Source organism: Actinomadura rayongensis, from assembly GCF_009831215.1.
Lineage (GTDB): Bacteria > Actinomycetota > Actinomycetes > Streptosporangiales > Streptosporangiaceae > Spirillospora > Spirillospora rayongensis.
Genome location: NZ_WUTW01000001.1, coordinates 778263 through 803895, shown reverse-complemented (window position 1 = coordinate 803895; position 25633 = coordinate 778263). Strand labels below are relative to the sequence as shown.

At 70.2% G+C, this 25633-nt stretch carries 22 protein-coding genes and 1 tRNA gene; 10 read left to right on the top strand and 13 right to left on the bottom strand.

Annotated elements, in window-relative coordinates; translation table 11 throughout:
• Nucleotides 1-111: 111 nt before the first annotated feature.
• Genes GQ466_RS03855 through GQ466_RS03845 form a run of 3 tightly spaced genes read right to left on the bottom strand, consistent with a single transcriptional unit; the run spans nt 112 to nt 2479 of the window.
• Entirely contained in the window at nt 112-780 is a 669-nt protein-coding gene (locus tag GQ466_RS03855; RefSeq protein ID WP_161101359.1) for a response regulator, read from the bottom strand.
• Entirely contained in the window at nt 777-1973 is a 1197-nt protein-coding gene (locus tag GQ466_RS03850) for a sensor histidine kinase (protein WP_161101358.1), read from the bottom strand. Before GQ466_RS03850 ends, GQ466_RS03855 begins: the two co-directional genes overlap by 4 nt.
• A gap of 59 nt (nt 1974-2032) precedes the next feature.
• Nucleotides 2033-2479: a BP74-related protein gene (locus GQ466_RS03845; RefSeq protein ID WP_161101357.1), complete on the bottom strand. Its 447-nt coding sequence runs from the start codon at nt 2477-2479 to the stop codon at nt 2033-2035.
• A gap of 168 nt (nt 2480-2647) precedes the next feature.
• On the opposite strand from GQ466_RS03845, the gene GQ466_RS03840 reads away from it, so the two are divergent.
• Nucleotides 2648-3001: an MmcQ/YjbR family DNA-binding protein gene (locus tag GQ466_RS03840; RefSeq protein WP_161101356.1), complete on the top strand. Its 354-nt coding sequence runs from the start codon at nt 2648-2650 to the stop codon at nt 2999-3001.
• Nucleotides 3002-3004: 3 nt separating this feature from the next.
• Here the strand turns inward: GQ466_RS03840 and GQ466_RS03835 are convergent, their stop codons facing one another.
• Entirely contained in the window at nt 3005-3406 is a 402-nt protein-coding gene (locus tag GQ466_RS03835; protein WP_161101355.1) for a four-helix bundle copper-binding protein, read from the bottom strand.
• A gap of 260 nt (nt 3407-3666) precedes the next feature.
• On the opposite strand from GQ466_RS03835, the gene qcrB reads away from it, so the two are divergent.
• From qcrB to GQ466_RS03805, 6 genes are all read left to right on the top strand, one after another.
• Nucleotides 3667-5262, top strand: a complete 1596-nt coding sequence (qcrB, locus tag GQ466_RS03830; protein WP_161101354.1) for a cytochrome bc1 complex cytochrome b subunit — start codon at nt 3667-3669, stop codon at nt 5260-5262.
• Nucleotides 5263-5321: 59 nt separating this feature from the next.
• Nucleotides 5322-6920 carry an aa3-type cytochrome oxidase subunit I gene (ctaD, locus tag GQ466_RS03825; protein WP_237417709.1) on the top strand — a complete coding sequence of 533 codons (1599 nt, stop codon included), beginning with the start codon at nt 5322-5324 and terminating at the stop codon, nt 6918-6920.
• Nucleotides 6921-10184 carry a formate dehydrogenase gene (fdh, locus tag GQ466_RS03820; protein WP_161101352.1) on the top strand — a complete coding sequence of 1088 codons (3264 nt, stop codon included), beginning with the start codon at nt 6921-6923 and terminating at the stop codon, nt 10182-10184.
• Between the two features lie 83 nt (nt 10185-10267).
• A complete protein-coding gene (locus GQ466_RS03815) occupies nt 10268-11059 on the top strand; it encodes a 4Fe-4S dicluster domain-containing protein (RefSeq protein WP_161102382.1) in 792 nt (263 codons plus the stop codon).
• Entirely contained in the window at nt 11056-12087 is a 1032-nt protein-coding gene (gene nrfD / locus GQ466_RS03810; RefSeq protein ID WP_161101351.1) for an NrfD/PsrC family molybdoenzyme membrane anchor subunit, read from the top strand. The genes GQ466_RS03815 and nrfD overlap by 4 nt, the downstream gene beginning before the upstream one ends.
• A 13-nt stretch (nt 12088-12100) precedes the next feature.
• The gene (locus tag GQ466_RS03805; RefSeq protein WP_161101350.1) at nt 12101-12529 is read left to right on the top strand and encodes a ChaB family protein; all 429 of its coding nucleotides are present in this window, start codon (nt 12101-12103) and stop codon (nt 12527-12529) included.
• Nucleotides 12530-12575: 46 nt separating this feature from the next.
• On the opposite strand, the gene GQ466_RS03800 is transcribed toward GQ466_RS03805, so the two are convergent.
• Entirely contained in the window at nt 12576-13145 is a 570-nt protein-coding gene (locus tag GQ466_RS03800; protein ID WP_161101349.1) for a hemerythrin domain-containing protein, read from the bottom strand.
• Nucleotides 13146-13222: 77 nt separating this feature from the next.
• Here GQ466_RS03800 and GQ466_RS03795 point away from each other — a divergent pair, with 77 nt between their 5' ends.
• Complete coding sequence (locus GQ466_RS03795) at nt 13223-14431, top strand: hypothetical protein (protein ID WP_161101348.1); 1209 nt, start codon at nt 13223-13225, stop codon at nt 14429-14431.
• A 4-nt stretch (nt 14432-14435) separates the two neighbouring features.
• Here the strand turns inward: GQ466_RS03795 and GQ466_RS03790 are convergent, their stop codons facing one another.
• Genes GQ466_RS03790 through GQ466_RS03780 form a run of 3 tightly spaced genes read right to left on the bottom strand, consistent with a single transcriptional unit; the run spans nt 14436 to nt 16923 of the window.
• On the bottom strand, nt 14436-15185 hold the full coding sequence (locus GQ466_RS03790) for a TIGR04282 family arsenosugar biosynthesis glycosyltransferase (protein WP_337193306.1): 750 nt from the start codon (nt 15183-15185) through the stop codon (nt 14436-14438).
• Nucleotides 15182-16312 (bottom strand): hypothetical protein, encoded by a 1131-nt coding sequence (locus tag GQ466_RS03785; RefSeq protein WP_161101347.1) that lies wholly within the window; start codon nt 16310-16312, stop codon nt 15182-15184. The genes GQ466_RS03790 and GQ466_RS03785 overlap by 4 nt, the downstream gene beginning before the upstream one ends.
• Nucleotides 16309-16923, bottom strand: a complete 615-nt coding sequence (locus GQ466_RS03780) for a glycosyltransferase (protein WP_161101346.1) — start codon at nt 16921-16923, stop codon at nt 16309-16311. Before GQ466_RS03780 ends, GQ466_RS03785 begins: the two co-directional genes overlap by 4 nt.
• 742 nt (nt 16924-17665) lie before the next feature.
• On the opposite strand from GQ466_RS03780, the gene GQ466_RS03775 reads away from it, so the two are divergent.
• Nucleotides 17666-17738, top strand: a tRNA-Lys gene (locus GQ466_RS03775).
• Between the two features lie 271 nt (nt 17739-18009).
• On the opposite strand, the gene GQ466_RS03770 is transcribed toward GQ466_RS03775, so the two are convergent.
• Nucleotides 18010-18780 (bottom strand): hypothetical protein, encoded by a 771-nt coding sequence (locus GQ466_RS03770; RefSeq protein WP_161101345.1) that lies wholly within the window; start codon nt 18778-18780, stop codon nt 18010-18012.
• Between the two features lie 231 nt (nt 18781-19011).
• Between GQ466_RS03770 and GQ466_RS03765 the strand changes: the two genes are divergently transcribed.
• Nucleotides 19012-19995, top strand: coding sequence for a DUF4238 domain-containing protein (locus GQ466_RS03765; RefSeq protein ID WP_272917922.1), 984 nt, complete (start codon nt 19012-19014; stop codon nt 19993-19995).
• Nucleotides 19996-20002: 7 nt separating this feature from the next.
• Here GQ466_RS03765 and GQ466_RS03760 read toward each other — a convergent pair whose 3' ends face one another.
• The 4 genes from GQ466_RS03760 to GQ466_RS03745 form a co-directional block, all read right to left on the bottom strand.
• On the bottom strand, nt 20003-21574 hold the full coding sequence (locus tag GQ466_RS03760; protein WP_161101343.1) for a tyrosine-type recombinase/integrase: 1572 nt from the start codon (nt 21572-21574) through the stop codon (nt 20003-20005).
• A gap of 1 nt (nt 21575) precedes the next feature.
• Nucleotides 21576-21773, bottom strand: coding sequence for a helix-turn-helix domain-containing protein (locus GQ466_RS03755; protein WP_337193390.1), 198 nt, complete (start codon nt 21771-21773; stop codon nt 21576-21578).
• 683 nt (nt 21774-22456) lie between these two features.
• Nucleotides 22457-23500, bottom strand: coding sequence for a TrmB family transcriptional regulator (locus GQ466_RS03750; RefSeq protein WP_161101341.1), 1044 nt, complete (start codon nt 23498-23500; stop codon nt 22457-22459).
• A 1121-nt stretch (nt 23501-24621) separates the two neighbouring features.
• Nucleotides 24622-25083 carry an ATP-binding protein gene (locus GQ466_RS03745; RefSeq protein WP_272917951.1) on the bottom strand — a complete coding sequence of 154 codons (462 nt, stop codon included), beginning with the start codon at nt 25081-25083 and terminating at the stop codon, nt 24622-24624.
• Nucleotides 25084-25633 lie beyond the last annotated feature (550 nt).

Below are 25633 nucleotides of genomic sequence, written 5' to 3'. Positions count from 1 at the left end.
CGTCTCCTTTGTCAGGACATGCGGGAGTTCCCTTCCAGCTTCGGGGGACGTACAGGGGCGAACGGTCCACCTGACGCACGGTCTTCGCACTACCGCGAGCGCGGTAGCCGCCTACGCCGGAGGGACGGAACCGGGCCGGACGAGCCCCGTCTCGTAGGCGATCATCACGAGCTGCGCCCGGTCGTGCGCGCCGAGCTTGGTCTGCGTCCGGTTGACGTGGGTCTTGGCGGTGGCCGGGCTGATCCCGAGCCGTCCGGCGATGTCGTCGTTGGACAGGCCCGCCGCGACGAGCACGAGGATCTCCCGCTCCCGGTCGGTGAGCGCGCCGAGCCGCTTTCCGGCCGCCGCGCCGTCCTCGGCCGGGCCGCGCAGGAACCGGCCGATCAGCGCGCGGGTCGCGGCCGGGGACAGCAGCGAGTCGCCGCGCGCCACCAGCCGGATCGCCTGCTGGAGCTCGACGGGCTCGACGCCCTTGCCGAGGAACCCGCTGGCGCCCGAGCGCAGCGCGGCGAACACGTACTCGTCGATCTCGAAGGTCGTGAGGACCAGGACGCGGACGCGGGGGAACGCGGTCGTGATGCGGCGGGTCGCGGTGATGCCGTCGGCGCCGGGCATGCGGACGTCCATCAGCACGACGTCGGCGTCCCGGGCGAGGTCGACGGCCGCCAGCCCGTCCGCCGCCTCCCCGACGACCTCCAGGTCCGGCGCGGAGTCCACGAGGACGCGGAAGCCCGCCCGGACGAGCGCCTGGTCGTCGGCCAGCAGGACGCGGACGGTCACCGGCCGCTCCCGGGGTGCGGCAGCGTCGCGGCGACCCGGAACCGGCCCGCCGCGCGCCCGGCGGAGAACGTCCCGCCGAGGGCGTGGGCGCGCTCGCGCATCCCGACCATGCCGTGGCCCGGCTCGCCCGGTTCTCCCGGCTCGGACGGGCTGGTGACGGTGAGGCGGAGTTCGTCCGTCCGGTAGTCGAGCCGCAGGTCCGCGTACGGCCGGGCGGCGTGCTTGCCCACGTTCGTCAGCGCCTCCTGGACGATCCGGAACGCCGTCAGGTCCACCGCCGACGGCAGGTCGGCGGGCACGCCGGTGACGCTCTGGTCCACGACCATCCCGGCGGCGGTGAAGCTCGCGACGAGGTCGGGCAGCCGCGCGAGGCCGGGCGACGGCTCCTCGGGCGCGTCCGGGGCCTCGGCGGTGTCGGGCTGGCGGAGCAGGCCGATCGTGGCGCGGACCTCGTCCAGCGACGCGCGCGCGGCCCGCCGGATGTGCGCCAGCGACTCGCGGGCCTGCGCCGGGTCGCTCTCCAGGACGTGCGCGGCGACCCCGGCCTGCACGTTGATCAGCGACACGTGGTGGGCGAGGACGTCGTGCAGCTCGCGGGCGATGCGCAGCCGCTCGTCGATGACCCGCCGCCGCGCCTCCTCCTCGCGCGTCTCCTCCGCGCGCCGCGCCCGCTCCTTGATCGCGCCGACGTACGCGCGGCCGTGCCGGACGGCGTCGCCGATCGCGGCGGCCAGCGCGCTCTGGGCGAGCAGCGCGAGGATCTCCGGGCCGAGCCACCACGGGTTGCCGAAGATCGCGCTCGTCCCGGCGAGCACGGCGGACACGGCCGCCGCCGCGATGCACCCGGCCCGCCGTCCCCGGTAGAGCGCGATCGTGTAGAGCGCGATCATCGTCGTGACCATGAGCGGGCTCTTGAGGCCGCCGTTGGCCAGGTAGCAGGCCATGCCGGACGTCGTGACGGCGAGCGTCAGCACCGGCCACACGCGCCGCACGACCAGCGCCGCGCAGATCACCGTGCCGAGCAGCACGCCGTGCACGGTCAGCCTGCCCGCCTCGGGCATGACGAGGGGCCGGACGAGCGTCAGCGCGAGGACCGCCCCGGCGAGCAGCGCGTCGGCCGCCAGCGGACGCGCCCGCAGCGCCGCCTTCAGCCGGAGCAGCCCGGACGGCTCCACCACCCCAGGCACGGACATACTGGAAAGGTACCCGCGAGCCCCCCGTACCGGAGACCGGACGAGGGGCTCGCGCGCCGTCACGCCCGGGGTGTCACCTCCTTGACGAGCCGCGATGTCCACGGGCACCAGAAGGCGCCGGGCAGGAACGCGCCGCCCGCCTCGTCCAGGTGGTCCTCGACGTAGGGCATCGGGGCGTCGCAGACCTCGATCGCCACGTTGAAGAACCGGACCGTCGCCGGGTCGTAGTGGAAGCTCCAGCGCGGGTTGTACGGCGTGGACCGCTTGACGATCCGTCCCATGAGGTGCGGCTGGTCGGTCGTCTCCCCCGCCAGCAGGGCGCGGGCGTGGGCGATCTGTCCGGGGTCGGTCAGCTCGACGACTCCCGTCTCCCGCGTGTGGTCGGTGAACTCGAAGTACGCGACGCCCTCCGCGCGGTGCTGCGCGGCCTGCGCGGCGGGCGCCCCCGTCACGGCGAGCGCGGCCAGCGCCCCGAGGGCCCCGAGCTTGGTGATCATGTGTCGCATGCTGTGCCTCCCCGTTCGTCCGACGGTCGTGATCACGACCGCCTGAGACGCACTGTAATCACACGACCACAGATTGCTCTGGGTAACCCCATGTATCTGACAGGCTCGCAACCCGTAACCGGCCCCATCGGCCCGGTTCTGTCACCGGCGCCTCGTAGAGTGCGGGACATGGACGAGAGCGACGTCTTCGCGACCCTCCGCGACATCTGCCTGGCCCTGCCCGAGGCGGAGGAGAAGCCCTTCGGCGGCCACACCGCGCCGTCCTTCCGCGTGCGCGACAAACTCTTCGCGATGACCAGCGAGGACGGCACCCGCCTCACCCTGAAGGCGGGCCCCGGCGTCCAGCAGGCCCTGGTGAACGAGGACCCGACCCGCTTCCACGTCCCGCCCTACGTCGGCCCGAAGGGCTGGATCGGCGTCGCCCTGGACGTCCCGCAGGACTGGGACGAACTGGCCGAACTCATCGAGGACAGCTACCGCCTGGTGGCCCCCAAGCGCCTCTCCGCCCGGCTGGACGCCTGACGGTCAGTCGACCTTGTCGATGAGGGACTGGCACGCCGTCACGCACTTGCGGCAGACGTCGGCGCAGACGCGGCAGTGCTCGTGCATCGCGGCGTGCTGGTCGCACTCGTCGCGGGCCGCGATGCACGCCTGGACGCATGCCATGAGCTGCACGCGCGTGACGTTGGAGTCGTAGCCGGTGTTCCGCGACAGGATGCGCGCGGTGACCTCGCAGATGTCCGCGCAGTCCAGGTTGGAGCGGATGCACACCGTCAGGTCCAGGACGCTGTCCTCGGCCAGGCAGGCGTCCGCGCACGCCGTGCACGCCTGGGCGCACTCGCCCAGCAGTTCCACCGTCGCGGCGAGCGCCGCGCGGTCGATGTGGACGGCGGCCGGGTAGTCGTCGATCATCTCGCGAACCGGCATGGTCTCCTCCTCAAGGTCCGTGCCGGACAGGATCGCGCGGCCCCTACCCGGCCGCGCGCGGACTAACGGCGACCCGTCCCGACCCTGGACGATCTTTGAACCGGCATTCGGTTGACGGCCTCTGAGCTGGGCATTCACCCCTCGAACGGCCCGCATCGGCCAGTCGGCGCGTTTCGGTGCACAGCAGCGGGTGAGACGTCCCCGGGGCCAGGGAGGGAGACCGGAATGCCCGCAGGCGTTCCCCGCGCGGTGGCGCGGCGGTGAGCGGCGGATGGCTGGCGGCCGGCACGGCGCGGGCGCTGGACGACCGCCTCGGCGCGGCCCGCTTCGCCGCGACCAACCTCCGCAAGGTCTTCCCCAAGCACTGGTCGTTCCTGCTCGGCGAGATCGCCCTGTACGCGTTCGTGGTCCTGCTGCTGACCGGGACGTTCCTCACCTTCTTCTTCCGGCCGACGAACGCCGAGGTCGTCTACGACGGCTCGTACACGGCGCTGCGCGGCATCACGATGAGCGAGGCGTACGCGTCCACGCTGCACGTCTCGTTCGACGTGCGCGGCGGCCTGCTGATGCGCCAGATCCACCACTGGGCGGCGGTGGTGTTCGTCGCGGCGATCTGCGCGCACCTGCTGCGGATCTTCTTCACCGGCGCGTTCCGCAAGCCGCGCGAGATCAACTGGCTGATCGGCGTCACGCTGTTCACGCTGGCGCTCGCGGAGGGCTTCGCGGGCTACTCGCTGCCCGACGACCTGCTGTCGGGGACGGGCCTGCGGACGATGGACGGCATCGTCCTGTCCATCCCGGTCGTCGGGACGTACCTGGCGTTCTTCGTCTTCGGCGGCCAGTTCCCCGGCGAGGACATCATCCCGCGTCTGTTCGCGCTGCACATCCAGCTCGTCCCCGGCCTGATCCTCGCGCTGGTCACCGCGCACCTGATGATCCTGTGGCACCAGACCCACACGCAGTGGCCGGGCAAGGGCCGCGTCGAGGGCAAGGTGGACGGCGAGCCGACGTTCCCGCACTTCGCCGCGCAGAGCGCCGCCTACTTCCTGTTCACGTTCGGCGTCCTCGCGCTGCTCGCGACGCTGTTCCAGATCAACCCGGTGTGGCTGTACGGGCCGTACGACCCGAGCCAGGACTCCACCGCCGCGCAGCCCGACTGGTACGTCGGGTTCCTGGAGGGCGCGCTGCGCATCACCCCGCGCCTCAGCACGACGCTGTGGGGTCACACGATCTCGTGGAACATTTTCGTCCCGGCCGTCGTGCTGCCCGGCGTGTTCCTGACGCTCATCGCGCTCTACCCGTTCTTCGAGCGCTGGGCCACCGGCGACGCCCGCTACCACCACCTGCTGGACCGTCCGCGCAACGCCGCGACCCGGACGGCCATCGGCGCGGCCGTCATCGCCTGGTACGGCAACCTGTGGGCGGCGGGCGGCAACGACGTCCTCGCGTACACGTTCGGGATCCCGCTGGAGGACACGACGTGGTTCTTCCGCTGCGGCTTCTTCGTGTTCCCCGCGCTCGCGTTCGTCGTCACGCGGCGGATCTGCCTGAGCCTCCAGCGCCGGGACGCCGAGATCGCGCGGTCGGGCGTCGAGAGCGGACGCGTCTGGGTCAGCCCGCGCGGCGGCTACCACGAGGAACATGAACCGGCGTCGCCCGATGAGCGGGCACTGACGGGCGTCCGGCAGCCGCGCGAGCTGGTCGCCGAGCGCCCGCACCACCTCGTCCCGCTGCCGACGCCCGGACGGATCAAGGCGCAGCTCCGCACCCGCGCGAACCGCTTCTACCTGGACTACAACAGCGAGGTCGCCGGCGGCGGCCAGGGCGACCACGACGGGCGGACGGACGGCTCATGACCGCGATCGACGACCCGAGGCCCGACACCACCGCCGAGGACGCCCTCGCCCGCCACCGCATGGGCACGCGGATCGGCGACATTCTCGCCACGACCGACCACAAGGTCGTCGGCTACCTGTACCTGACGACGTCGTTCACCATGTTCCTCATCGCCGGCGTGATGGCGATGTTCATGCGCGCGGAACTGCTGAAGCCCGGGCTGCAAATCGTCTCGAACCAGGAGTACAACCAGCTTTTCACGATGCACGGCACGATCATGCTGCTGCTGTTCGCGACGCCGCTGTTCTCCGGTTTCGCGAACGTCATCGTCCCGCTCCAGATCGGCGCGCCGGACGTGGCGTTCCCGCGTCTCAACGCCGTCAGCTATTACCTGTACCTGTTCGGCGCGCTGATGGTGCTCGGCGGCTTCTTCACCCCGGACGGCCCGGCCGCGTTCGGCTGGTTCGCCTACACGCCCCTTTCGGACGTGACGTATTCGCCCGGCCACGGCGGCGACCTGTGGGCGATGGGACTGGTGCTCTCGGGCCTCAGCACGACGCTCACGGCCGTCAACCTCACGACCACGATCGCCGTGATGCGCGCCCCCGGCATGACGATGTTCCGGATGCCGATCTTCACCTGGAACGCGCTGCTCACCAGCCTGATGGCGATGATCGCGTTCCCGGTGCTGACGGCCGCGCTGCTCGCGCTGGAGGGCGACCGGCGGCTCGGGATGCACGTCTACGACGCGAGCCACGGCGGGGCGCTGATGTGGCAGCACCTGTTCTGGTTCTTCGGCCATCCCGAGGTCTACATCGTCGCGCTGCCGTTCTTCGGGATCGTCACCGAGATCATCCCGGTGTTCTCCAGGAAACCGCTGTTCGGCTATATCGGGATGGTGATGGCGACGATCTCCATCACCGGGCTGTCGATGACGGTCTGGGCGCACCACATGTTCGCCACCGGACGCGTCGTGCTGCCGTTCTTCTCGTTCATGTCGTTCCTCATCGCGATCCCGACCGGCATCAAGTTCTTCAACTGGGTCGGGACGATGTGGCGGGGCCAGCTCACGTTCGAGCCGCCGATGCTGTTCGCCGTCGGGTTCCTCGTGACGTTCCTGTTCGGCGGGCTGACCGGCGTGATCCTCGCCTCTCCCCCGCTGGACTTCCAGGTCACCGACTCCTACTTCGTCGTCGCGCACTTCCACTACGTCCTGTTCGGGACGGTCGTGTTCGCGATGTTCGGCGGCTTCTACTTCTGGTGGCCGAAGATGACCGGGAAGAAGCTGAACAACACCTGGGGACGCATCCACTTCTGGACGCTGTTCGCGGGCTTCCACACGACGTTCCTCGTCCAGCACTGGCTGGGCGCCGAGGGGATGCCGCGCCGGTACGCGGACTACGCCGACCAGTTCACGACGCTGAACTTCATCTCGTCCGTCGGGTCGTTCGTGCTCGGCGCCTCCACGTTCGCGTTCCTGTGGAACGTCCTCAGCACCCACCGCCGGGCCGGAAAGGTCGCCGTGGACGACCCGTGGGGCACCGGGGGCTCCCTGGAATGGGCGACGACGTGCCCGCCGCCCCGGCACAACTTCACCGAACTGCCGCGGATCCGCTCGGTCCGTCCGGCGTTCGACCTCCACTGGCCCCAGTACGCGCCGGACGAGAAAGGTCACTGAATGGGTGTGCGCACATGGATCCGGGACTGGCCGGTCTACCGGCAGATCACCGGTGACGACCCGCTCGGCCGGGGCGCCGCCGCGATGTCCCCGACCACGAAGAACCTGAAACCGCGGACCGACACGGCCGACAAGGTCGTGAAGTCCGTCTGCCCCTATTGCGCGGTCGGCTGCGCGCAGAACGTCTATGTGAAGGACGACCGCGTCGTTCAGATCGAGGGCGATCCCGACTCCCCGGTGAGCCGGGGCCGGCTGTGCCCGAAAGGCTCGGCGTCGCTGCAGTTGACGACCGGCGACGCCCGCCGCCACGAGGTCCTCTACCGCCGTCCGCACGGCACGGAATGGGAGCGGCTGGACCTGGACACGGCGCTGGACATGGTCGTGGACCGCGTCCTGAAAACGCGCCGCGAAGGATGGCAGGACGAGGTCGACGGCACGGCCGTGAACCGCACGCTCGGCATCGCCAGCCTCGGCGGCGCGACGCTGGACAACGAAGAGAACTACCTCATCAAGAAGCTGTTCACCGCGCTCGGGATCGTCCAGATCGAGAACCAGGCGCGGGTGTGCCACAGCTCGACGGTCGCGGGGCTCGGCACGTCCTTCGGGCGCGGCGGCGCGACGACGTTCATGCAGGATCTCCAGAACTCCGACTGCATCGTCATCGAGGGATCGAATTTCGCCGAGTGCCATCCGGTCGGCTTCCAGTGGGTCATGGAGGCCAAGGCGCGCGGGGCGGAGGTCATCCACGTCGACCCCCGGTTCACGCGGACGAGCGCCCTCGCCGACCTGCACGTTCCCCTGCGCGCGGGCACCGACATCGCGTTCCTCGGCGGCCTCATCAACCACGTCCTCCAGAACGGCGCGGACTTCCGCGACTACGTCCTGGAGTACACCAACGCCAGCACGATCGTCGGCGAGGACTTCCGCGACACCGAGGATCTCGACGGCGTCTTCTCCGGCCTGGACGAGGAGAAACGCCATTACGACGTGACGACCTGGCAGTACGAGGGCGGCCAGGTGCAGGCCGCGTCCGGGGAGCGCGACGAGCTGTACCGGGAACGCGTCAAACGCGGCGGCCCCGCCGCCCCGGCGGGCAGCGCGGAATCGCACGGCTCGGGCGGCGCGGCGATCACCGGGGAACCGCGCCGCGACCCGACGCTGGAGCACCCGCGCTGCGTCTTCCAGGTCCTCAAGCGCCATTACGCCCGGTACACGCCGGAGATGGTGGAGAAGACCTGCGGAATCCCGCGCGACACGTTCCTGGAAGTGTGCCGGGCGCTGGTCGAGAACTCCGGACGCGACCGGACGAGCGCGTTCGTCTACGCCGTCGGCTGGACGCAGCACAGCACCGGCGCGCAGTTCATCCGGGCGGCGTCCGTGCTGCAGCTCCTGCTCGGCAACATCGGCCGTCCGGGCGGCGGGATCCAGGCGCTGCGGGGGCACGCCTCGATCCAGGGGTCCAGCGACATCCCGACGCTGTTCAACCTGCTGCCCGGCTACATCCCGATGCCGCACGCCCATTCCCACGAGACGCTGGACGATTTCGTCCAGGCCACCAAGACCGAGCACGGCTACTGGTCGAACATGCGCGCCTACGTGGTGAGCCTGCTCAAGGCGTATTTCGGGGAGAACGCCACCGAGGAGAACGACTACCTCTTCGGCCACATCCCGCGCCTGACCGGCTCGCACAGCACGTACGAGACCGTCATGGCGCAGCTGGACGGCGTCTGCAAGGGCTATTTCCTGCTCGGCGAGAACCCGGCGGTCGGGTCGGCGAACGGGCGGATGCAGCGCCTCGCGATGGCGAACCTCGACTGGCTCGTCGTGCGGGACTTCTCGCTCATCGAGTCCGCGACGTGGTGGAAGGACGGCCCCGAGATCGAGACCGGGGAACTGCGCACCGAGGACATCGCGACCGAGGTGTTCTTCTTCCCCGCCGCCGCCCACACCGAGAAGGCGGGCTCGTTCACCAACACCAACCGCTGGCTCCAGTGGCATTTCCAGGCCGTCGAGCCGAAGGGCGACGCGCGCAGCGACCTGTGGTTCATGTACCACCTCGGGAAAAGGCTGCGCGAGCGCGTCGCGACGTCCACCGACCGGCGGGACAGGCCGCTCCAGGACCTCACCTGGGACTACCCGACCGAAGGGACGATCGCGGAACCGAACGCCGAGGCCGTCCTCGCCGAGATCAGCGGCAGGCACGTGGGCGGCCGTCCGCTGTCGGGCTACCTGGAGCTGAAGGACGACGGCTCGACCGCCTGCGGCTGCTGGATCTACAGCGGCGTCTACGCCGACGGCGTCAACCAGGCCGCGCGCCGCACGCCGCACACCGAGCAGGACTGGACGGCGCACGAGTGGGCGTGGGCGTGGCCGCTGAACCGCCGCATCCTGTACAACCGCGCGTCCGCCGCGCCGGACGGCGAGCCGTGGAGCGACCGCAAGGCCCTGATCTGGTGGGACGCCGGGAAGAAGAAATGGACGGGCCACGACGTTCCCGACTTCGTCCCCGACCGGGACCCGTCCTACCGTCCGCCGAAGGACGCGCAGGGCGTCGACGCGATCTCCGGGGTCGACCCGTTCATCATGCAGGCCGACGGGAAGGGCTGGCTCTACGTCCCCGCGGGCCTGGTGGACGGCCCGATGCCGACGCACTACGAACCGCAGGACTCGCCGATCCCCAACCCGCTGTACCCGAACCAGCAGCGCAGCCCGGTCCGGCAGGTGTTCTCCCGGCCGGACAACCGCTACCACCCGAGCGGCGACGAGCCGGGCGCGGACGTGTTCCCGTACGTCATGACGACCTACCGCCTCACCGAGCACTTCACGGCGGGCGGGATGTCGCGCTGGTCCCCGTATCTGGCCGAACTCCAGCCCGCGTTCTTCTGCGAGGTCTCCCCCGAGCTGGCCGAAGAACGCGGCCTCGCCCACAACGGATGGGCGCACCTGGTCACGGCGCGCGGCGTCGTGGAGGCCAAGGTGCTCGTCACCGAACGGATGACGCCGCTGCGGATCGGGGACAAGGTCGTGCACCAGATCGGCGTCCCGTATCACTGGGGTCCGAACGGTTATACGACGGGCGACTCGGCCAACGACCTGTCATCCATCGCGCTGGATCCCAACGTTCACATCCAAGAGGTGAAGGCATTGAGCGCCGACATCCGTCCGGGACGCCGCCCGCGCGGCCCGGCCGTCCCGCGCTTCCTCGCCGACTACCGCGAGCGCGCGGGCATCACCGACGAAACGGGCATGGAGGTACGCGGATGACCTCGCTGATCGGACGCAACCTGCTCGCCGGCGCCGAGCCCGACCCGGCCGGGGACGCGGGCCACCGCGACCACCCGCCCCGGATGGGCTTCTTCACCGACACGTCGGTGTGCATCGGCTGCAAGGCGTGCGAGGTGGCCTGCAAGGAGTGGAACGCCGTTCCGGAGGACGGCCTCGAACTCACCGGCATGTCCTACGACAACACGCAGGGCCTCAGCGCGGACACCTGGCGGCACGTCGCGTTCATCGAGCAGCGCAAGCCCGTCGGGAACGCCGAGGCGGGCGAGCGCGGCGACCTGCGCTGGCTGATGGCGTCGGACGTGTGCAAGCACTGCACGCACGCCGCGTGCCTGGACGTCTGCCCGACCGGCGCGCTGTTCCGCACCGAGTTCGGCACGGTGGTCGTGCAGGAGGACGTGTGCAACGGCTGCGGATATTGCGTCCCCGCCTGCCCGTACGGCGTCATCGACCAGCGCAAGGAGGACGGGCGCGTCTGGAAGTGCACGCTCTGTTACGACCGGATCGGTGCGGGCCAGGAACCGGCGTGCGCGAAGGCATGCCCCACCGACTCCATCCAGTACGGCCCGCTGGACGAACTGCGCGAGCGCGCCGCCGCCCGCGTCGAGACGCTGCACGAGATCGGCGTGGACGACGCGCGCCTGTACGGGGACGATCCGGACGACGGCGTCGGCGGCGACGGCGCGTTCTTCTTGCTCCTGGACGAGCCCGAGGTCTACGGCCTGCCACCGGACCCCGTCGTCACGACCCGCGACCTGCCCGCGATGTGGCGGCACGCCGGGGTCGCCGCCGCCGCGCTGCTCGGCGGGCTCGCGGCCGTCTTCGCCGCGCACGGCCGGACGGGAGGCCGCCGGTGAGCACGTCCGACGTCACCAAGCAGGGCATCCGGGGCGAACGTCCGGGCCGGGACGCGCGGGTTGGCGCGGGCCTGCGACGCCGCAAGCGCCGGGGCGAGCGGCCGATGGTCCCGGACGCCGAGTTCACCTCGTACTACGGCAAACCGATCATCAACCGTCCCACCTGGGAGGCCCGGGACATCGCGGGCTACTTCTTCCTCGGCGGCCTCGCCGGCGCCGGGTCCGTGCTCGCCGCCGGAGCGCATTTCACCGGACGGCCCGCCGCCGCCCGCGCGCTGAAGATCTCCTCGACCGTCGCCGTCGCCGGATCGGCCGCCGCGCTGATCCACGACCTCGGCCGTCCGGAACGCTTCTACAACATGCTCCGCGTCCTGCGCCCGACCTCACCGATGAGCGTCGGTTCCTGGCTGCTCGGTGCGTACGGGCCTGCGGCGGGCGCGGCGGCCGTCCTGGACGTCACCGGCCTGTTCCCGCGCCTCGGCCGGTCCGCGACCGTCGGGGCGGCGCTGCTCGGCCCGGCCCTCGCGACGTACACGGCCGTCCTCGCTGCCAACACCGCCGTCCCGGCCTGGCACGACGGGTACCGCGAGATGCCGTTCGTGTTCGCCGGATCGGCGCTGGTGGCCGCGTCCGGGCTCGCGCTCGCCGCCGCGCCGCCCGCCGAGACCGCGCCGGTCCGGACGGCCGCGCTGCTCGGCACGGCGGTCGAGACGGCCGCGATGACGCTGATGGAACGCCGTCTCGGCATGGTCGCCGAGCCGTACAAGAAGGGCCGGGCGGGCCGTCTCCTGCGGGCCGCGAAGGTGTTGTCGGTCGCCGGAGCCGTCGGCGGCGCGGCGCTCGGCGGACGGAGCCGGACCGCGGCCGTCGCCAGCGGCGCCGCCCTGCTCGCCGCGTCCGCCTGCACCCGGTTCGGCGTGTTCTACGCGGGCCTGGCGTCGGCGGACGACCCGAAGTACACGGTCGTCCCGCAGCGGGAGCGGATGTTTTCCCGCCGTGCGCCGGGTAGTGGCGAAGAAGGCGACTGAAAGGAGCGCACCGATGCCCATGACGACGCGCGACGGCAAGGTCAAGAAGAGCGAGCTGCCCTCGACCATCCAGCGGTCCGACGACAAGGCGCAGCGGACGTTCGCCAAGGCGCACGACTCGGCCGTTTCCGAGTACGGCGAGGGCCAGCGCGCCAACCGTGTCGCGTACGGGGCGTTGAAGCACACGCACGAGAAGGTCGGCGACCATTGGCAGCCGAAGGCCGGGGGCGCGAAGGGCCCGTCCGATCCCCAGTCGGCGGGCGGCCGGACGACGCGGCGCGATGACGCGCAGGGCGTCGACATGAACGCCTCCAAGGAGCACCTGTACGACATCGCGAAGAAGCTGGACGTGCCCGGACGGTCGTCCATGAGCAAGCAGGAACTGGTCAGGGCGATCGAGAAGGCCAACCGGCGGCAGACCGCCAAGGCCCGCTCGAAGTGATCCGCGGAACGGCCCGGTGCGTTCTTCGCACCGGGCCGTCGCCTTGTTATTTGGCGCGCCCCTGGATGATGTCCCGAATGCGGTCGATCATCGCCGTCGGCGGACCCAGGAGCAGGTTCTTCTTGGCGCTCTCGACCCCGGGGTGCGGGTGCGTCGGCGCGGTCGCCTCGGCCATCGCGACCGCCGACGCCAGCGAGCGGCGCTGCTCGGGGGTGAATTCGGCGCCCAGCCGGTCGAACTCGTAACGCTCCTCGGCGCGGGCGTGGGTCAGGACGGCGATCCGCAGCTCGTCCAGTTTCGGGAGGAAGGACGGGTCGCCGACGTCCATGCCGTCCAGGTCGGCGAGCATTTCCTTGGCCGCGCGCTCCTCGGCCAGCCGGTCGTCCACGATGCCGTCGCCGCCGCGCAGCGACCGCCGGGCCAGCGGATGGACGATCTCCTCCTCGGCCGTCTCATGGACGGCGAGCAGCCGGACCAGCCGCTCGAACGCGGCTTTGCGCTCGTCCCCCTCCCGCTCCGCCACCTGCGTGAAAAGGTCCCGGATCTGCCCGTGCTGCTGCTTCAGCAGGTCGATGACGTCGCCGGTCTCCGGCGCTTCCGTTGCGGTGGATTTCATGCCCGCCGCCTACCCCGCACGAAGGTTCGCATTCGGGCGCCCGGGTAGGCGCGGCCGACGCGACCGAAAGGACGACCATGAGCTTCAATCCGCTCGAACACCGCGGCATCCCGCTCGACCGCCAGGTGCGGAACTGGTCGGAGCTGGACGTCCGGCCCGTCGACCCCGACACGACCGATCCGTACACCAAGTGCCGGATCATCACGATGAACGGGATCGAGGTCGAGGCCGTCCTGTTCAGCCACCAGCTCTCCCGGTTCTGCCCGGACATGGACGTCAAGCGGAAGCTCGCCGAAGTGCGGTACGTCGAGCAACAGCAGCAGAAGGCGGTCAACTGGCTGCTGCCGGGCCAGGCGTCGGTGCTGGAGACGACGATCTCCTATGAGCAGGTCGCGGTGGACCTCACCGCCTGGATCGCGCGGATGGAGCCCGACCCCTATCTCAGGCAGGCGTACGAATTCGGCGTGCTGGAGGACTTCGACCACCTGTACCGGTACTCCAACCTGTACGAAATGATCGAGCACCGGCGGGCGGAGAAGATTCTCGGCGGGCTCACCGAGGTCATGCCCGGACGTCCCGCGCTGGTCGAGCACCGGCACCCCGCCGACAACGTCCGCGACCCGTACGACCGGAACACCGCCGAGTTCGTGTCGAAACTGCACGCGCTGACGCTGGTCGCGTCCGAACAGCAGACGATGAACTTCTACATGAACACCGGCCCCCTCTACATGGAGCCGATCGCGCGGCAGCTCTACCAGGAGATCGCGATGATCGAGGAGGAGCACGTCACGCATTACGGCTCGCTCATCGACCCCGGCGAGACGTGGTGGGAACGGCTCGTCAACCACGAGTACAACGAGTGCTACCTGTACCACTCGTTCATGGAGACCGAGACCGATCCCCGGGTGAAGGCGCTCTGGGAACTGCACCTCGACATGGAACTGGCGCACCTGCACATCGCGTGCGACCTCATGCGGCAGTACGACGGACGCGACCCCGAAAGCGTCGTCGCCCTGGAGATGCCGAAGCCGGTGACGTTCGAGCCGAACAAGGACTACCTCCGGCACCTGCTCGCCACGCAGGTCGACCTCACCACGATCGGTGCGGGCTACGTCCAGGAGGCGCACGAACGGTTCGAGCGGATGCAGGACGCCGTCATGGGCGGACGCAAGCCGCCGAGCGAACGCGTCATCGACGAGCACCGCGAGGAGTTCGGCGGCGAGTACCGCGACCTGACCGAAGGACCGCACCCCGTCGAGGAGCTGCGCGAACCGATCCCGCTCTGACCGATCAGCGGCCCGTCCGGCGGGACTCGATGGCCTGCTCCACCTCGCCGAGCGCGGTCGCGAACCGGGTGGCGGGGGCGGTGCGGGCGACGGCGCGGGCGTCGTCCATGCGGTCCACATCGCGCAGCGCGGGCAGGTCCGCGACCGTCAGGCCGAGCGCGGTGAGGCGGCGGCGCTGCGACAGGAGCGTGGACGCGCGGCTCATCGGCACGCCCGCGCACACGCCGGGGACGTGCCGCCGCAGCCCGATCGCCCAGTAGCCGCCGTCGTCGGCCGGGCCGAGCACCGCGTCGGCCGTCGCGAGCGCGGCGAGGGACGCGCCGAGCAGCGCCGGGGTGACCTGCGGCGTGTCGCAGACGATGAGCAGCGCGGGCGTCCCGGCGTCGGCGAACGCGCCCTCCAGCCGCTCGCCGAGCCCGCCGCCGCGCTGCGGGACGACGTCCATCCCGGCGGGCAGCCACGGGCCGGGCGGACCGTCCAGCACCAGGCACGCCCACGCGGGCCTTGCCGCCCGCGCCGCGCGCAGCGTGTCGACCAGCATCGCCTCGGCGAGCGCGGACGCCTCGGCCGGGGTGCAGGGCGGGCAGAGCAGGGTCTTGACGCGTCCGGGCTGCGGGCTCTTGGCGAGGATCAGCAGGCCCGCCGCGTCGCCGCGCAGCCGGGACGGACGGCGCCGCCCGGCGCGCTCGGCGCGGGCCGCCGACTCGCCGCGCGGGCGCGGGATCCGCCACGTCCGGCGGGAGTGCTCGATCACCAGACCGCCCCCCGCGCGAGCCGGCCGAGGACGGCCGGGTCCGGGCAGGCCAGGGCCAGGGCGTCGCGGACGGCGCGGGACGGGTCGCCGGCCAGCGTCCGGCGCGTCGCGGCGGGCGTGCGCGGATGCCGGGCGACGGCCTCGCGGACGCGGTCGTCGTCGTTCTCGGCGAGGTCGGCGAGCAGCGCGGCGGGGCAGGCCGGGTTCCACGCGACGGCCCGGCGCCGGCCGCGCCGGGCGAGGGCGCGCAGCAGGCCGGCGGGCGCGCCGGGGTTGCGGGCCGCCGCCGCGACGACCGCTTCGTCCGGATCGTCGGCGAGGGCCGTCAGCGCGGGCGCGGGCGTGCGGGGATGGCCCGCGGCGGCGGTGCGGACGGACGCGTCGGCGTCCACGGCGAACAGCGCGAGCAGCCGCGGCTGGCAGGCCGGGTTGCGGGCGATGGCGACGCGCCGGTCGCGGTCGGCGCCCGCCGCGAACCGCGCGCGCCGCGCCGCCGGGAAGGCCGGGTTGCGCAGCGCCGTCGCGGCGGCCTCGGGGTCCCCGGCGAGCAGCGCGAGGACGGGCCCGGCGGTCGCGGGGTTGCGGGCGACGGCCGTGCGGACCTCGGCGGCGGGGTCGTCGGCCAGCGCGGCGCGGACCAGGGACGGCGTCGCCGGATGGGCCGCGACAGCGACCCTTGTCCACAGGTCGTCGTCCGGACTTGCGGTGAGCCGTCCGGGCGGGCAGTCGGGGTGCTGCAACGCGGCGTCGCGGACGGCGCGGTCGTGATCGTCCAGCAGGTCGAGGCAGAGCACGGGGTTGACGGCCGCCGCCGCGCGGACCGCCGCCACGGGATCCTCGGCGAGGCGCGCGTGCCCCGGCGGGATCCGCCGCGCGACGGCGGCGCGGACCTGCGGATCGGTGTCCGCGGCGAGCGCGCGGAGCGTGGCGTGGTCGCAGGCGCGGTTGCCCGCGACGGCCGCCCGGACACCGGGATCGGGATCGAGGGCGAGGCCGCGCAGCCATGGGACGGCCCGGGGATGCGCCGCCGCGGCCGTCCGCGACCGCGGCCCGCCGTGCGCGGCCTTGGCGAGCAGCCCGGCCGGGCAGGCGGGGTTGGCGAGCAGGAGCCCGAGATCGGTGGTCATGGGCTGATCCGTCCCGCGATGCTTACGCGCTCGTGGGGCAGGTCCGCGTCGAGCGTGCGCAGGAAGTCCGCCAGCCGCCGCTCGGCGCGCTCGCGCCCGTAGTGCGCGGCGAGCCAGGCCGCCGGGGCGACGTCCTGCCCGAGCAGCCGCGCCGCCGTGTCACCGACGTCGCCGTCGTCGGTGAAGAACGCGCCGGTGGCCGGGGCGACGTACTTCCAGCCGCCGAGCAGGTCGTCCCGGACGAGGACGGGAACGTCCAGCGCCAGCGCCTCCGGCAGCGCGCGCGGCGACGCGTCGAGCCGGTGCGGGATCAGCACCATCCGCGACCGCGCGACCAGCCCGAGGTAGTCCGCCCACGCGACCGCGTCCTTCACCTCGAGTCCCGGCAGGTCGGGCGCGTCGAAACGCCCCACGACGAGGACGCGCAGCCCCAGCTCGGCGCACAGCCTGCGCAGGCACGCCCTGGCCAGGTCCCAGTCCTTGGCGAGGGCGGCGCGGCGGCCGGGCCGGCAGACGTAGAGGACGTCCCAGCGCTTGCCCGGCGGCCCGTCCGGCAGCCCCGCCGCGCGGACGCGGTCGACATCGGTGAAGTCGGAATTGCTGAACAGCAATCGCGGACGATCCGGCGGAAGAAACCGCCCGGGCTCCCGGAAACAGTGACACCACGCCGCGCAGACCGCGACGAAATCGCTGCGCCACCCGTCCTCCGGAGCACTGCGCGCGCCGCCCCAGATATCCCGAAACCCCTCATGATAAAGCGGAAAGGGACCACAACTACAGAGCCCGATCATACGATGCCGAGCGGCGAGCGCCCGGTACACGGTGCGGTGCTCAGCGCGCACGGGCTCCCGGACGAAGGCGAAGCCCGTGTCGCGTCCGCGCTCGTCCACGATGTGCCGCAGCGAGGCCGGGAGATCCGGAACGTCCGAGGTCAGCGGCCTGTCCCCTCACCTCGGCAGGGCCGGACGACCCCACCCGCCGACCCGCCGAACCGACCCGCACCGCGGACGACGGCCGCCCCCATGACCAACCTCCCCTTCCAGCACACCGCCGGACATCCCCACCCGCCGCGCCCATTCCCCGCGCCGGACGTCCGCCCACGCTAAGCCCGCCCCACGAAACTGTAAAGAGCCAAAAACAACCACCGAAAAAGGGACACGAACGAAAAACCCACCTCCAGCCCGACCGATAACACACCCCCAACAAAACCCATCACCCCAAACCCCCAGAACCCCCGCCCACGACCCCGAACCCCCGCCCCCACCCCCCACGAGCCCCCCGACCCCCACAAGCACCCCGACCCGCCTGGTACCCTGGAACAGCCGACAGGCCGGTCACAGACCCCCTCGGCATGCGCCGTTAGCTCAATTGGCAGAGCAGCGGACTCTTAATCCGCGGGTTCGGGGTTCAAGTCCCTGACGGCGCACCGCATCTGACCTGGGCAAACGCAGCATAGCCGCGCTTGCCCGTCGTCGCATCTGCACCGGTTTGCCCCCCACGTTCGCTCCATGTTCGCTCGCCGCCCCCTGGCCGGGTAGGGCCATGTCTTGCATGTGTCCTTATCCAACCCACCCGCATCCGACCCACCCGCGCGTGTTGTCCGCCCCGTTCTGGCACCGTTCGTCATGGGGCCTCGCACGCCCTAAGGCTCACAGCCATGTTGCGTATCCGCTGCTACCAGCCTGAGCACTATGTGGTCAGTTCGAGCGCGGGGGCACCTGTGCTGCGGCGGCGATGCCGTCGAAGTAATGCTGGAGCGCGGTCATCTTTTCCAAGTAGCGAGCAGCCATCTGTAGGTGGGTGTAAGCGGTGTCTTCGTCCACTTCGCGGCCAGTCGGGTGACCAGCATCGTTGCGGGTCACGCGCAACAGGTCGCCCACCGCGTCCAAAGTGAGGCTGTCGCCGAGGTCGTCGGGGAGTTGGGCGCGCATCGGTTCCAGGCGCTTGCGCAACTCCAGGAACCGGGTGTGCTGAGAGTGCTTGGGATTGTCCAGCGCGGTCTTGAGCTTGTCAGCCGACGAGCCCAGGGCAGCTACCACACTGTTGGCCAAGCCAGTGAACACGCGCTCGGAGGCAACCCCCAGCATGACCGAGCTAGCCAGGTAACAGCGCGCATTGAACGCCCTCAATGCCTCCTTTACATAACGCACCGCCGCCGGGTCCAGATCTGGGATGCGGTGCTTCAAACGCCGCAGGTACCCTTCGGTGTCGCGCGGTTCCCACGACCCGCCCTCAATGGCTTGCATCCCGGCTTCGGTGAGCTTCCATCGCCAGTTGTCGGTACTGGGCTGCTGGGACGGATCGAGATAGGCCAACCCTTCCGCCACCAAGCCCCACAGAGCCTCCCATACCTGATGCGGCCTACACCCGGTCCTGGTACGGATGGTTGACGGCAAGTATGGGTCTGCGAAGCGGGGGTCCACGCCCGGCGTGCCCAACAGATTCAGTGCCTCACTGCGGATATCCACACCAACAGCCTAGGACCCGTGGCCCAAGTTCGCCGACTGATCTATCATCGCTTCCTGTGGCTGACGATCGCATCATCGGCAGCTCGCCTGGCCCCGGACTCCCGCAAGCTTGTGGACACAGAACGCTACGATCCAGAAGCAGTCAGCCAACCAAACTAATCAGTGTGCCAGCTATAAAAATTTTTGATCCGGATAAGGGCAAGGTGACGTGGCGAACGAAAGAGGTGGTCATTGAGCAGGACAGCGCCGAGAGAGCCGGACGGAGATAAGCCGGGTAAGACCCGCGACCACACAGTACCTCAAATGTATCTCCGCCGCTTCGCCGAAAATACAGACCCTAACAAATACGGACTTCAAGTACGTCGAATTAGCAATATCGACAAAGTCATCCCCACCCGACCAAACAAGGTCTTCGTCGAATGCGGGTTCTACTGGGGGACAACCTTGGAGAACGTGCCGCACCATTCGGTCGAAGACCTCTTTTCCCAGATCGAAGGAGACGCGGCCACCGCTTTCCAAGCCATTCTGGATGATCCAGACTACGCATTCCCCGTGTCCTGGCCTCTCGATCCCGCCCACCGGAAGGCTTTGGCATGGTGGATGGCGGCACAGATTCTGCGTACCACCCGCCAGCGGAAGCGACTCGCCCGCCTGGGGCAGGCTGCCAACGCCGTAGAAGTACCTGTTGGCGTCGCCGCGCTCGCGGCAAATAACCCCCACCTAGACTTCATCATCGAAAACTTGATTGGTCTAGCTTCCATCCTCTACACACGACCGTGGGGCTTGGCTTTCAGTGCTGCGTGCCTGCTGACCAGCGACGTCCCAGTTGTTCTCTTCAACGACCACGACGCCGACAACCAGCTCGCGGCAGCTTCTTACTGCGACATAGCCCTATCCCTAGACCCTCACCGGCTACTTTTGCTACCCGGCAGCTATTTGCAAATGGAAGATCCCAACAAACGCATTGATCATCGCATGGTCTTTCAGGGTGCAATGGGGTTGGCGCTGGTCCAGATCGTCTACGATGCAGCCGACGCTTTGATCGCACATCACCCGCTGCACGATCCATGGCGTCATTGGAAACCTACCGGTCCCCGTTTGCCAGCCCCATGGGAGGGCGAGCATCACCCCAGCCCTGAATACGCCATCGAATACAACACTCTGCCACCTAACGAAACCGTCGAGAAACGTTGGACCACCCAGCACCCTGCTTAAATATCCCCTAGGCGCGGCAATCGGATGTGGATGGTGCGTTGAGGATGACGTTGGCGGCGTCTTCGGCGGATTGGCGGGCGAGTTGGGGTAGGAGGCTGGTGTAGGTGTCGGCGGCGATGGTGATCGAGGACAGCCGCAGGGTCTCTTGGACGACTTTCATGTCGTATCCGGCGGCGAGGAGGAAGCTGGCCGCGCCGTGACGTAGGTCGTGCAGGCGGACGGGCGGGAGTCCGGCTTCCATGGACAGCAGCTCGAATTGTTCGGTGACCTGGGCTGGGTGGACTGGCTGCCCGATGCTGGTGGTGAAGACGTGTCCGGTGCCGGTCCAGGCGGTTCCAGCGGCCAGGCGTTCGGTGTTCTGCCGTCGCCGGTGTGCCCGCAGTTCAGCGACGGTGGCGGTGTCGAGGCTGATGGTGGCTTCGCCGGCGTCGGACTTGGGTTTGCCCTCCTGGGTGGCGGAGCCGAGCTGGGTGATCTGCCACCGGATCGTCACCGTCTGGTTCTCCAGGTCCAAGTCGCTCCACCGCAGGCCGCACGCTTCTCCGCGCCGAAGCCCGCGGAAGGCGATGAGGTGGTACAGGGCGTAGAGGCGGTGGCCGCGTGCCCGGTCGAGGAACCGTCGGGTCAGTGCGGGTGTCCACACCATTACCTTCGACGGGCGCGGCGTTCCAATGTAGGCGTCCAGCCTGGTCAGGCGCCCGTGTTTCCCGGTGGGGTCGAGTTCGGCCAGGCGCTTGCGGGCCTGGTCGGCGTTGTGGACGTGGTCGGCGTGGTCGGTGTGCCATTGGGTGATGCGCTCGTCGGTCCACACCAGCGCTTTGGGTGCCTTTCCCGACGGCAACTCGACCAGGGCGGCGACGTTGAGATCGATCCGCCGTTCCTTGATCGCCTTGTTCAACGCCGCCCGCAAGGTCGCGCGGATCCGCTGCTTGGTGGCCGGGCCGACGACCCGGCGGCCCTTCACCAGCGCCCGGAGCGCGGGATCGGCGGAGGCGCGGGCTTCACGGATGATGTCGTTGAGGTCGTCGATCTCCTCGAACACCCGGTCGACATCGGTCACTCGCAGCCGGTCCAGCGGAATCGATCCGAGGTTCGGGGTGAGGTAGAGGCGGATGTGGCCAGCGTAGCTGCGCACGGTGGCCGCCCGCAGGTTCTTGCGTCCGGCAAGCCACTGCTCCAGGTACCCCCCGATGGTCAGCGCCTGGGACAGATCTTGGCCGGTGCGGACCTTGCGCCGCACCTCTTCGGGCACCGGAGGTTTCTTGGTGGCGCGGACGGTGGCGACGATCAGGTCGGCGATCTCGACCCTGGCCGCGTCGTCGTCGGCGATGGCCAGGAGTTCTTTGACGTCGTTCATCTCCGACTCGGCCGCGTCCTGGCTTCCGAACCCGCCGCGCCGCAGCGGCCCCCTGCGCGTCCGGTCGGCGTGGGGCGGGAGTTCGAGCTGGTAATTCCAGGTCCCGTGGGTGTGGCTCCAGCGGCCGTCGCGGCGCCGCAACTTCGGACACCGTTTGCGCAGCAGCTTCCCGTCCTCATCGCGGCATCCGCACGCTTTGAACGTGCTTCCCGTAGCGGTCATGTCAGGTGTCCCCCCGCGAAGGTGAGGGCTGCCCGTGTGGTGTCGGCTGGCAGGGTTCCGTCCCGACAGGGGCGAGGCCGAGGAGCGTGAGCAGGTCGGCGGTCGCGACCCGGTACCCGCCCCCGACCCGTAGCACCTGGCACGGAAACCGTCCGGTGCGAGCCAGCTGGTACGCCGTGGTCCGGCCGACACCCAGCACCCGCCCCGCCGTCACCAGATCGACGCACACAGGCAGCGAACGAACCTCCGCCAACGTCAAACCCCGAGCCACACACCACCCCCGGCACGCACCACAGCGCCCGCCAACCCGCACCCCGGACAGCGGTCCGGGCGGCGATTGACGATGCGGTGCGGATGACGGCCGCAGGGCCGTTCAGCGGCCCGACAGGGACTGTGCGGGTACTGGGTGGCATGGGGTCCGATCGGCGGTTGGATGATGCCCCGCACCCCCGCACGGCCCGTTACCGGGCCGCCCGGGGCGGGGCCGCCATATCGACCCGCGCCTCCGGCACCAGCCTCAAGCAGGCCGGGCGCCGGGCGCGGCGAGTCCGACAGGACATGCACCGACCTCGACCAGGCCATCGCCCAGATCACGGACGCTCCTCCCTTCCACTCGGCACGACACCGCAGAACCTGTTCGTCCCTGAACCGACGACCTCACCCGCCGCATGGGACACCGCGCGCCACGAATCCCACCTTCCAAACGGCGGTCCCGGCTCAGAGGCCCTCATTCAGTAAGAGACCGACACCCCAAATTCCTGGACACCCGCCTGCACAGCCCCACGGACACGGGACGGCCCCGGATGGCGCTTCCGCCGACCCGGGGCCGCGTAATGGTGGTGCTGGTGGTTGGGCCTGCTGCGGGTCCGCCCCGCCGCGCTGTCAGGCGGTGCCGGTGACGCCGGTCGTTGTCGTGGCGACGTCCGCCATGTCGGTGGCGTTGATGTCGGGGGTGGGGTTGGCGGCGCGGTAGCGGCGGGGCTTGTCGCACGTCAGGATGGTGACGCCGTGACCGGTCAGGGTGTCCAGGGCATTGGCGACCGCGCCCGGCGAACGCCCCAACACCCGCGCGACCTCACCCGGGGTGAAGTCCTTGCCCGCATAGGCGCGCAGGTGCGCCTCCACCAACGGCCTCAACGGCGACGGCGCGGCCCGATCACCCGCATCCATCCCACCAGCCGCCGGGCCGATGCGGGCGGTGCCGGTCGAGGCCGTGCGGGACGCGCGCCGCACCACCCCCGCATACTCGGCGATCTTCTCCAACCCGCCGCTCATCGCGTCCTGGTCGTCGGCGGCGACCGCCGACAGCGTGGTCGTCACCACAACCAGGAGATCGGCCAGCATCGCCCGCGCCGCCTCCCGCCGCCGCGCCCTATCCAGCTCAGCGTCCACCCGCGCCCGCCGCGCAACCTCCTCAGCCTGCGCGCGCGCCAGCGCCTCGGCCGCCGCCGCCCGCCGACCCCCCTCATCCGACAGCAACCGCACCGCCGCCGCCAACGCCTCCGACGACACCCCACCCGCCGCGCCGTTGCCCACCGTGCCGTCAAAGCCGTCGATGACGGCGCTGCCAGCGTCACCGGCCGTCCCCGCCGCCTCGTCGGTCGGGTCGTCAGTCGGGTCGTCAGTCGGGTCGTCGATGGTCGGTGCAGCCGGTGCCCACAGGGCCGGGGCGGTCCCGGTGCCGGGGGTCCGGACCGCGCGCCCGGCGTCGGCGAACCCGTTCAGCGCCTTGGACACCGACGCGCGACTCACCCCCGCCACCGACGCCAGCCCGGTCACCGTCGCACCGCCCGGCGCGGCCTTCAGCGCATCCCACACCGCACCCGCCGCCCCTGCCGGACGCGCACCCTCACCCGCCTGGGCGGTCGCCGCCGCGTCCACATCAGCCGCATCGGTGACCGTGTTCGCCGTGATGATGTCCGCCATTGTTCTCGTCCTTCCAAAAGGGCGGACCGGTGCGGGACTTTCCCGCTCGGCGCCATCCGCCATGACGACCATTTCTCGATCCGCGACCCGACACAACACGGAGCGCCGACGAATTCACTGACGGAAACGAATGGAGAGGCTTACCTCACTAAAACCGAATCCACCAACAGCCGTGCGGTGCGACGCCCACCGCATCATCGGCGGGAAAATGAGAAGCGGGGAACACACCGACGAACGAAGCGCGCGCGGCCCTCACCGCGGCCTTCAAAGAGCGAGCAGCACACGCGTTCATCCGACCGCAGACCAACCACACCGAGAGAGAAACCAAGGCTCACGGCCCACCGTGACATGCCGTCCGCCCGGACCCACCCGTGTCCATGCCCCATATCAGGGGCATCCGGGGGCGGCACCACCCCCGGATGCCCTCGCCCCACCTGCACCGAAGACCCGCGCGCAGGGGGCGTTTATAAACGCATCTCTGAAAAGCTCCCTCAACGCACCCCTGAACCTCCCGCGATCACCCAACGCCAAGAACCGCAGTCGACCGTGTCGTGATCGCAGGCCGCGCCGCAACCCGCGCTCACCGTCGGGCGCGGTTCCGGCTTCGCCGCACCGACAGGCACGCGACCCGCCCGCGCCCATCTCGGCAAGGCGCAAGCGGCCGTGTCGCCGCCTGGTCCCGGCGCATCGCCGAAGACGAGCCGCCGCGTCTTCGGACACAGCCTCCTCGCAGCCCATGCTTTGAGAACGTCGGAACAAGGATGGAGGGACTGCGTAACTGGCCATGCCAACAGTCCAAACCTCCGGGCCTCCACCGCCGCCCCCTCCTGCATACCCCTTTTACTGGGGTATCCGGGCGTACCACCGGAACCCCTCACACCCCGTCCCACATGTGCGAAGACATCCACGCAGGGGGACCACTCATAGACGGAGCCCCGATTGGAACCCCGATGGGACCCCCGGCAGGAACCCCGGTTGGCGCGCAGCAAGAAGCCTCGCCCGCGCCTTGGAGAAGGCGCGGGCGAGGCCGCTCGGGTGCCCGTATCGTGGCCCTCGGGGACCAGCCCGTTATGGTCGGGCTGGTCCCCGCCTCACACCGCCCTCATCGATGGAGAGACCGGTCACGGGATCATCGGCGGAGCGCCGTCCAGCTCCGCCCACACTAGATGACCGACCAACGGGTTGCCGTAAACCCCAAGGGTGCCGGCGAGGCGAGACACCGCCAGCAGGCCACGACCACGGCTGAGCCGGGTGTTGAGCGGGTCGTTGCGCACCGCCGGAATACCCCGGCCGCCCAAGTCCCGAACCCCGACCAGGGCCAGACCGTCGCGCACCATCAGATGCAGCGTGAAAACACCTCCTTCCTCACCCGAGGTCGAGTGACGGATTGCGTTGGCCGCCAGTTCCCCGGCCACCAGCTCGACCTCGTCCACCACCGGCGAATCCGCGAACAGCACGGCCGCGAACCTGCGCGCCGCCTTCGCCTGATCCAACCGGCCTGGGAACGTCCGGCTCCACGCCAACGCCCCACCCGTTGCGCCGTCAGCCACCGCGAACGGCGACAGAAAACTACATCCCCACATCGTTGCGTCGTCCCTTTCCAGGCACCAGCCCGCCACCCCGCATAACGCGGGGTTAATGGGTACGGGCGGACCTGGACCCATCTATGAACAACTCGAAATGCAATGTCAAGCCACAGCGGGAATTCGCCATGCCACCGACGCTCGCCACAGGATCACAGGCAGCCGCCCCGTAGAATGGTGATCGCCTGCATGATTGAATACAAAACTCGACTTGATGTCGTTATGAAGAACCGGCATATGCGCTCCAGCACCGCCCAGTGCGGGGCTTCGACCGAAAACAGGCGGGCTCACGGGCCGTTCTCGGCATCGGCTCGAATGATGAGACCGGCGTCTTGAGATCGTGGCCCAGTACTCCGCGGACGGCGGCAGGGATCGGCGTGCCGGGCGGCGGATTCGCCGTGACGGCTGGTGCCGGTTCCGTGCCGCCGTTTCGCATGTCCGGGGCCGATCCGTTCCCGGATGGACTCGACAGGGTGGCCCGGCTGGGAAACGGCGAACGGGGACGCGCGCCGCAAGGCGCGCGTCCCCGCCTTGGCGTATCAGGGAAAGT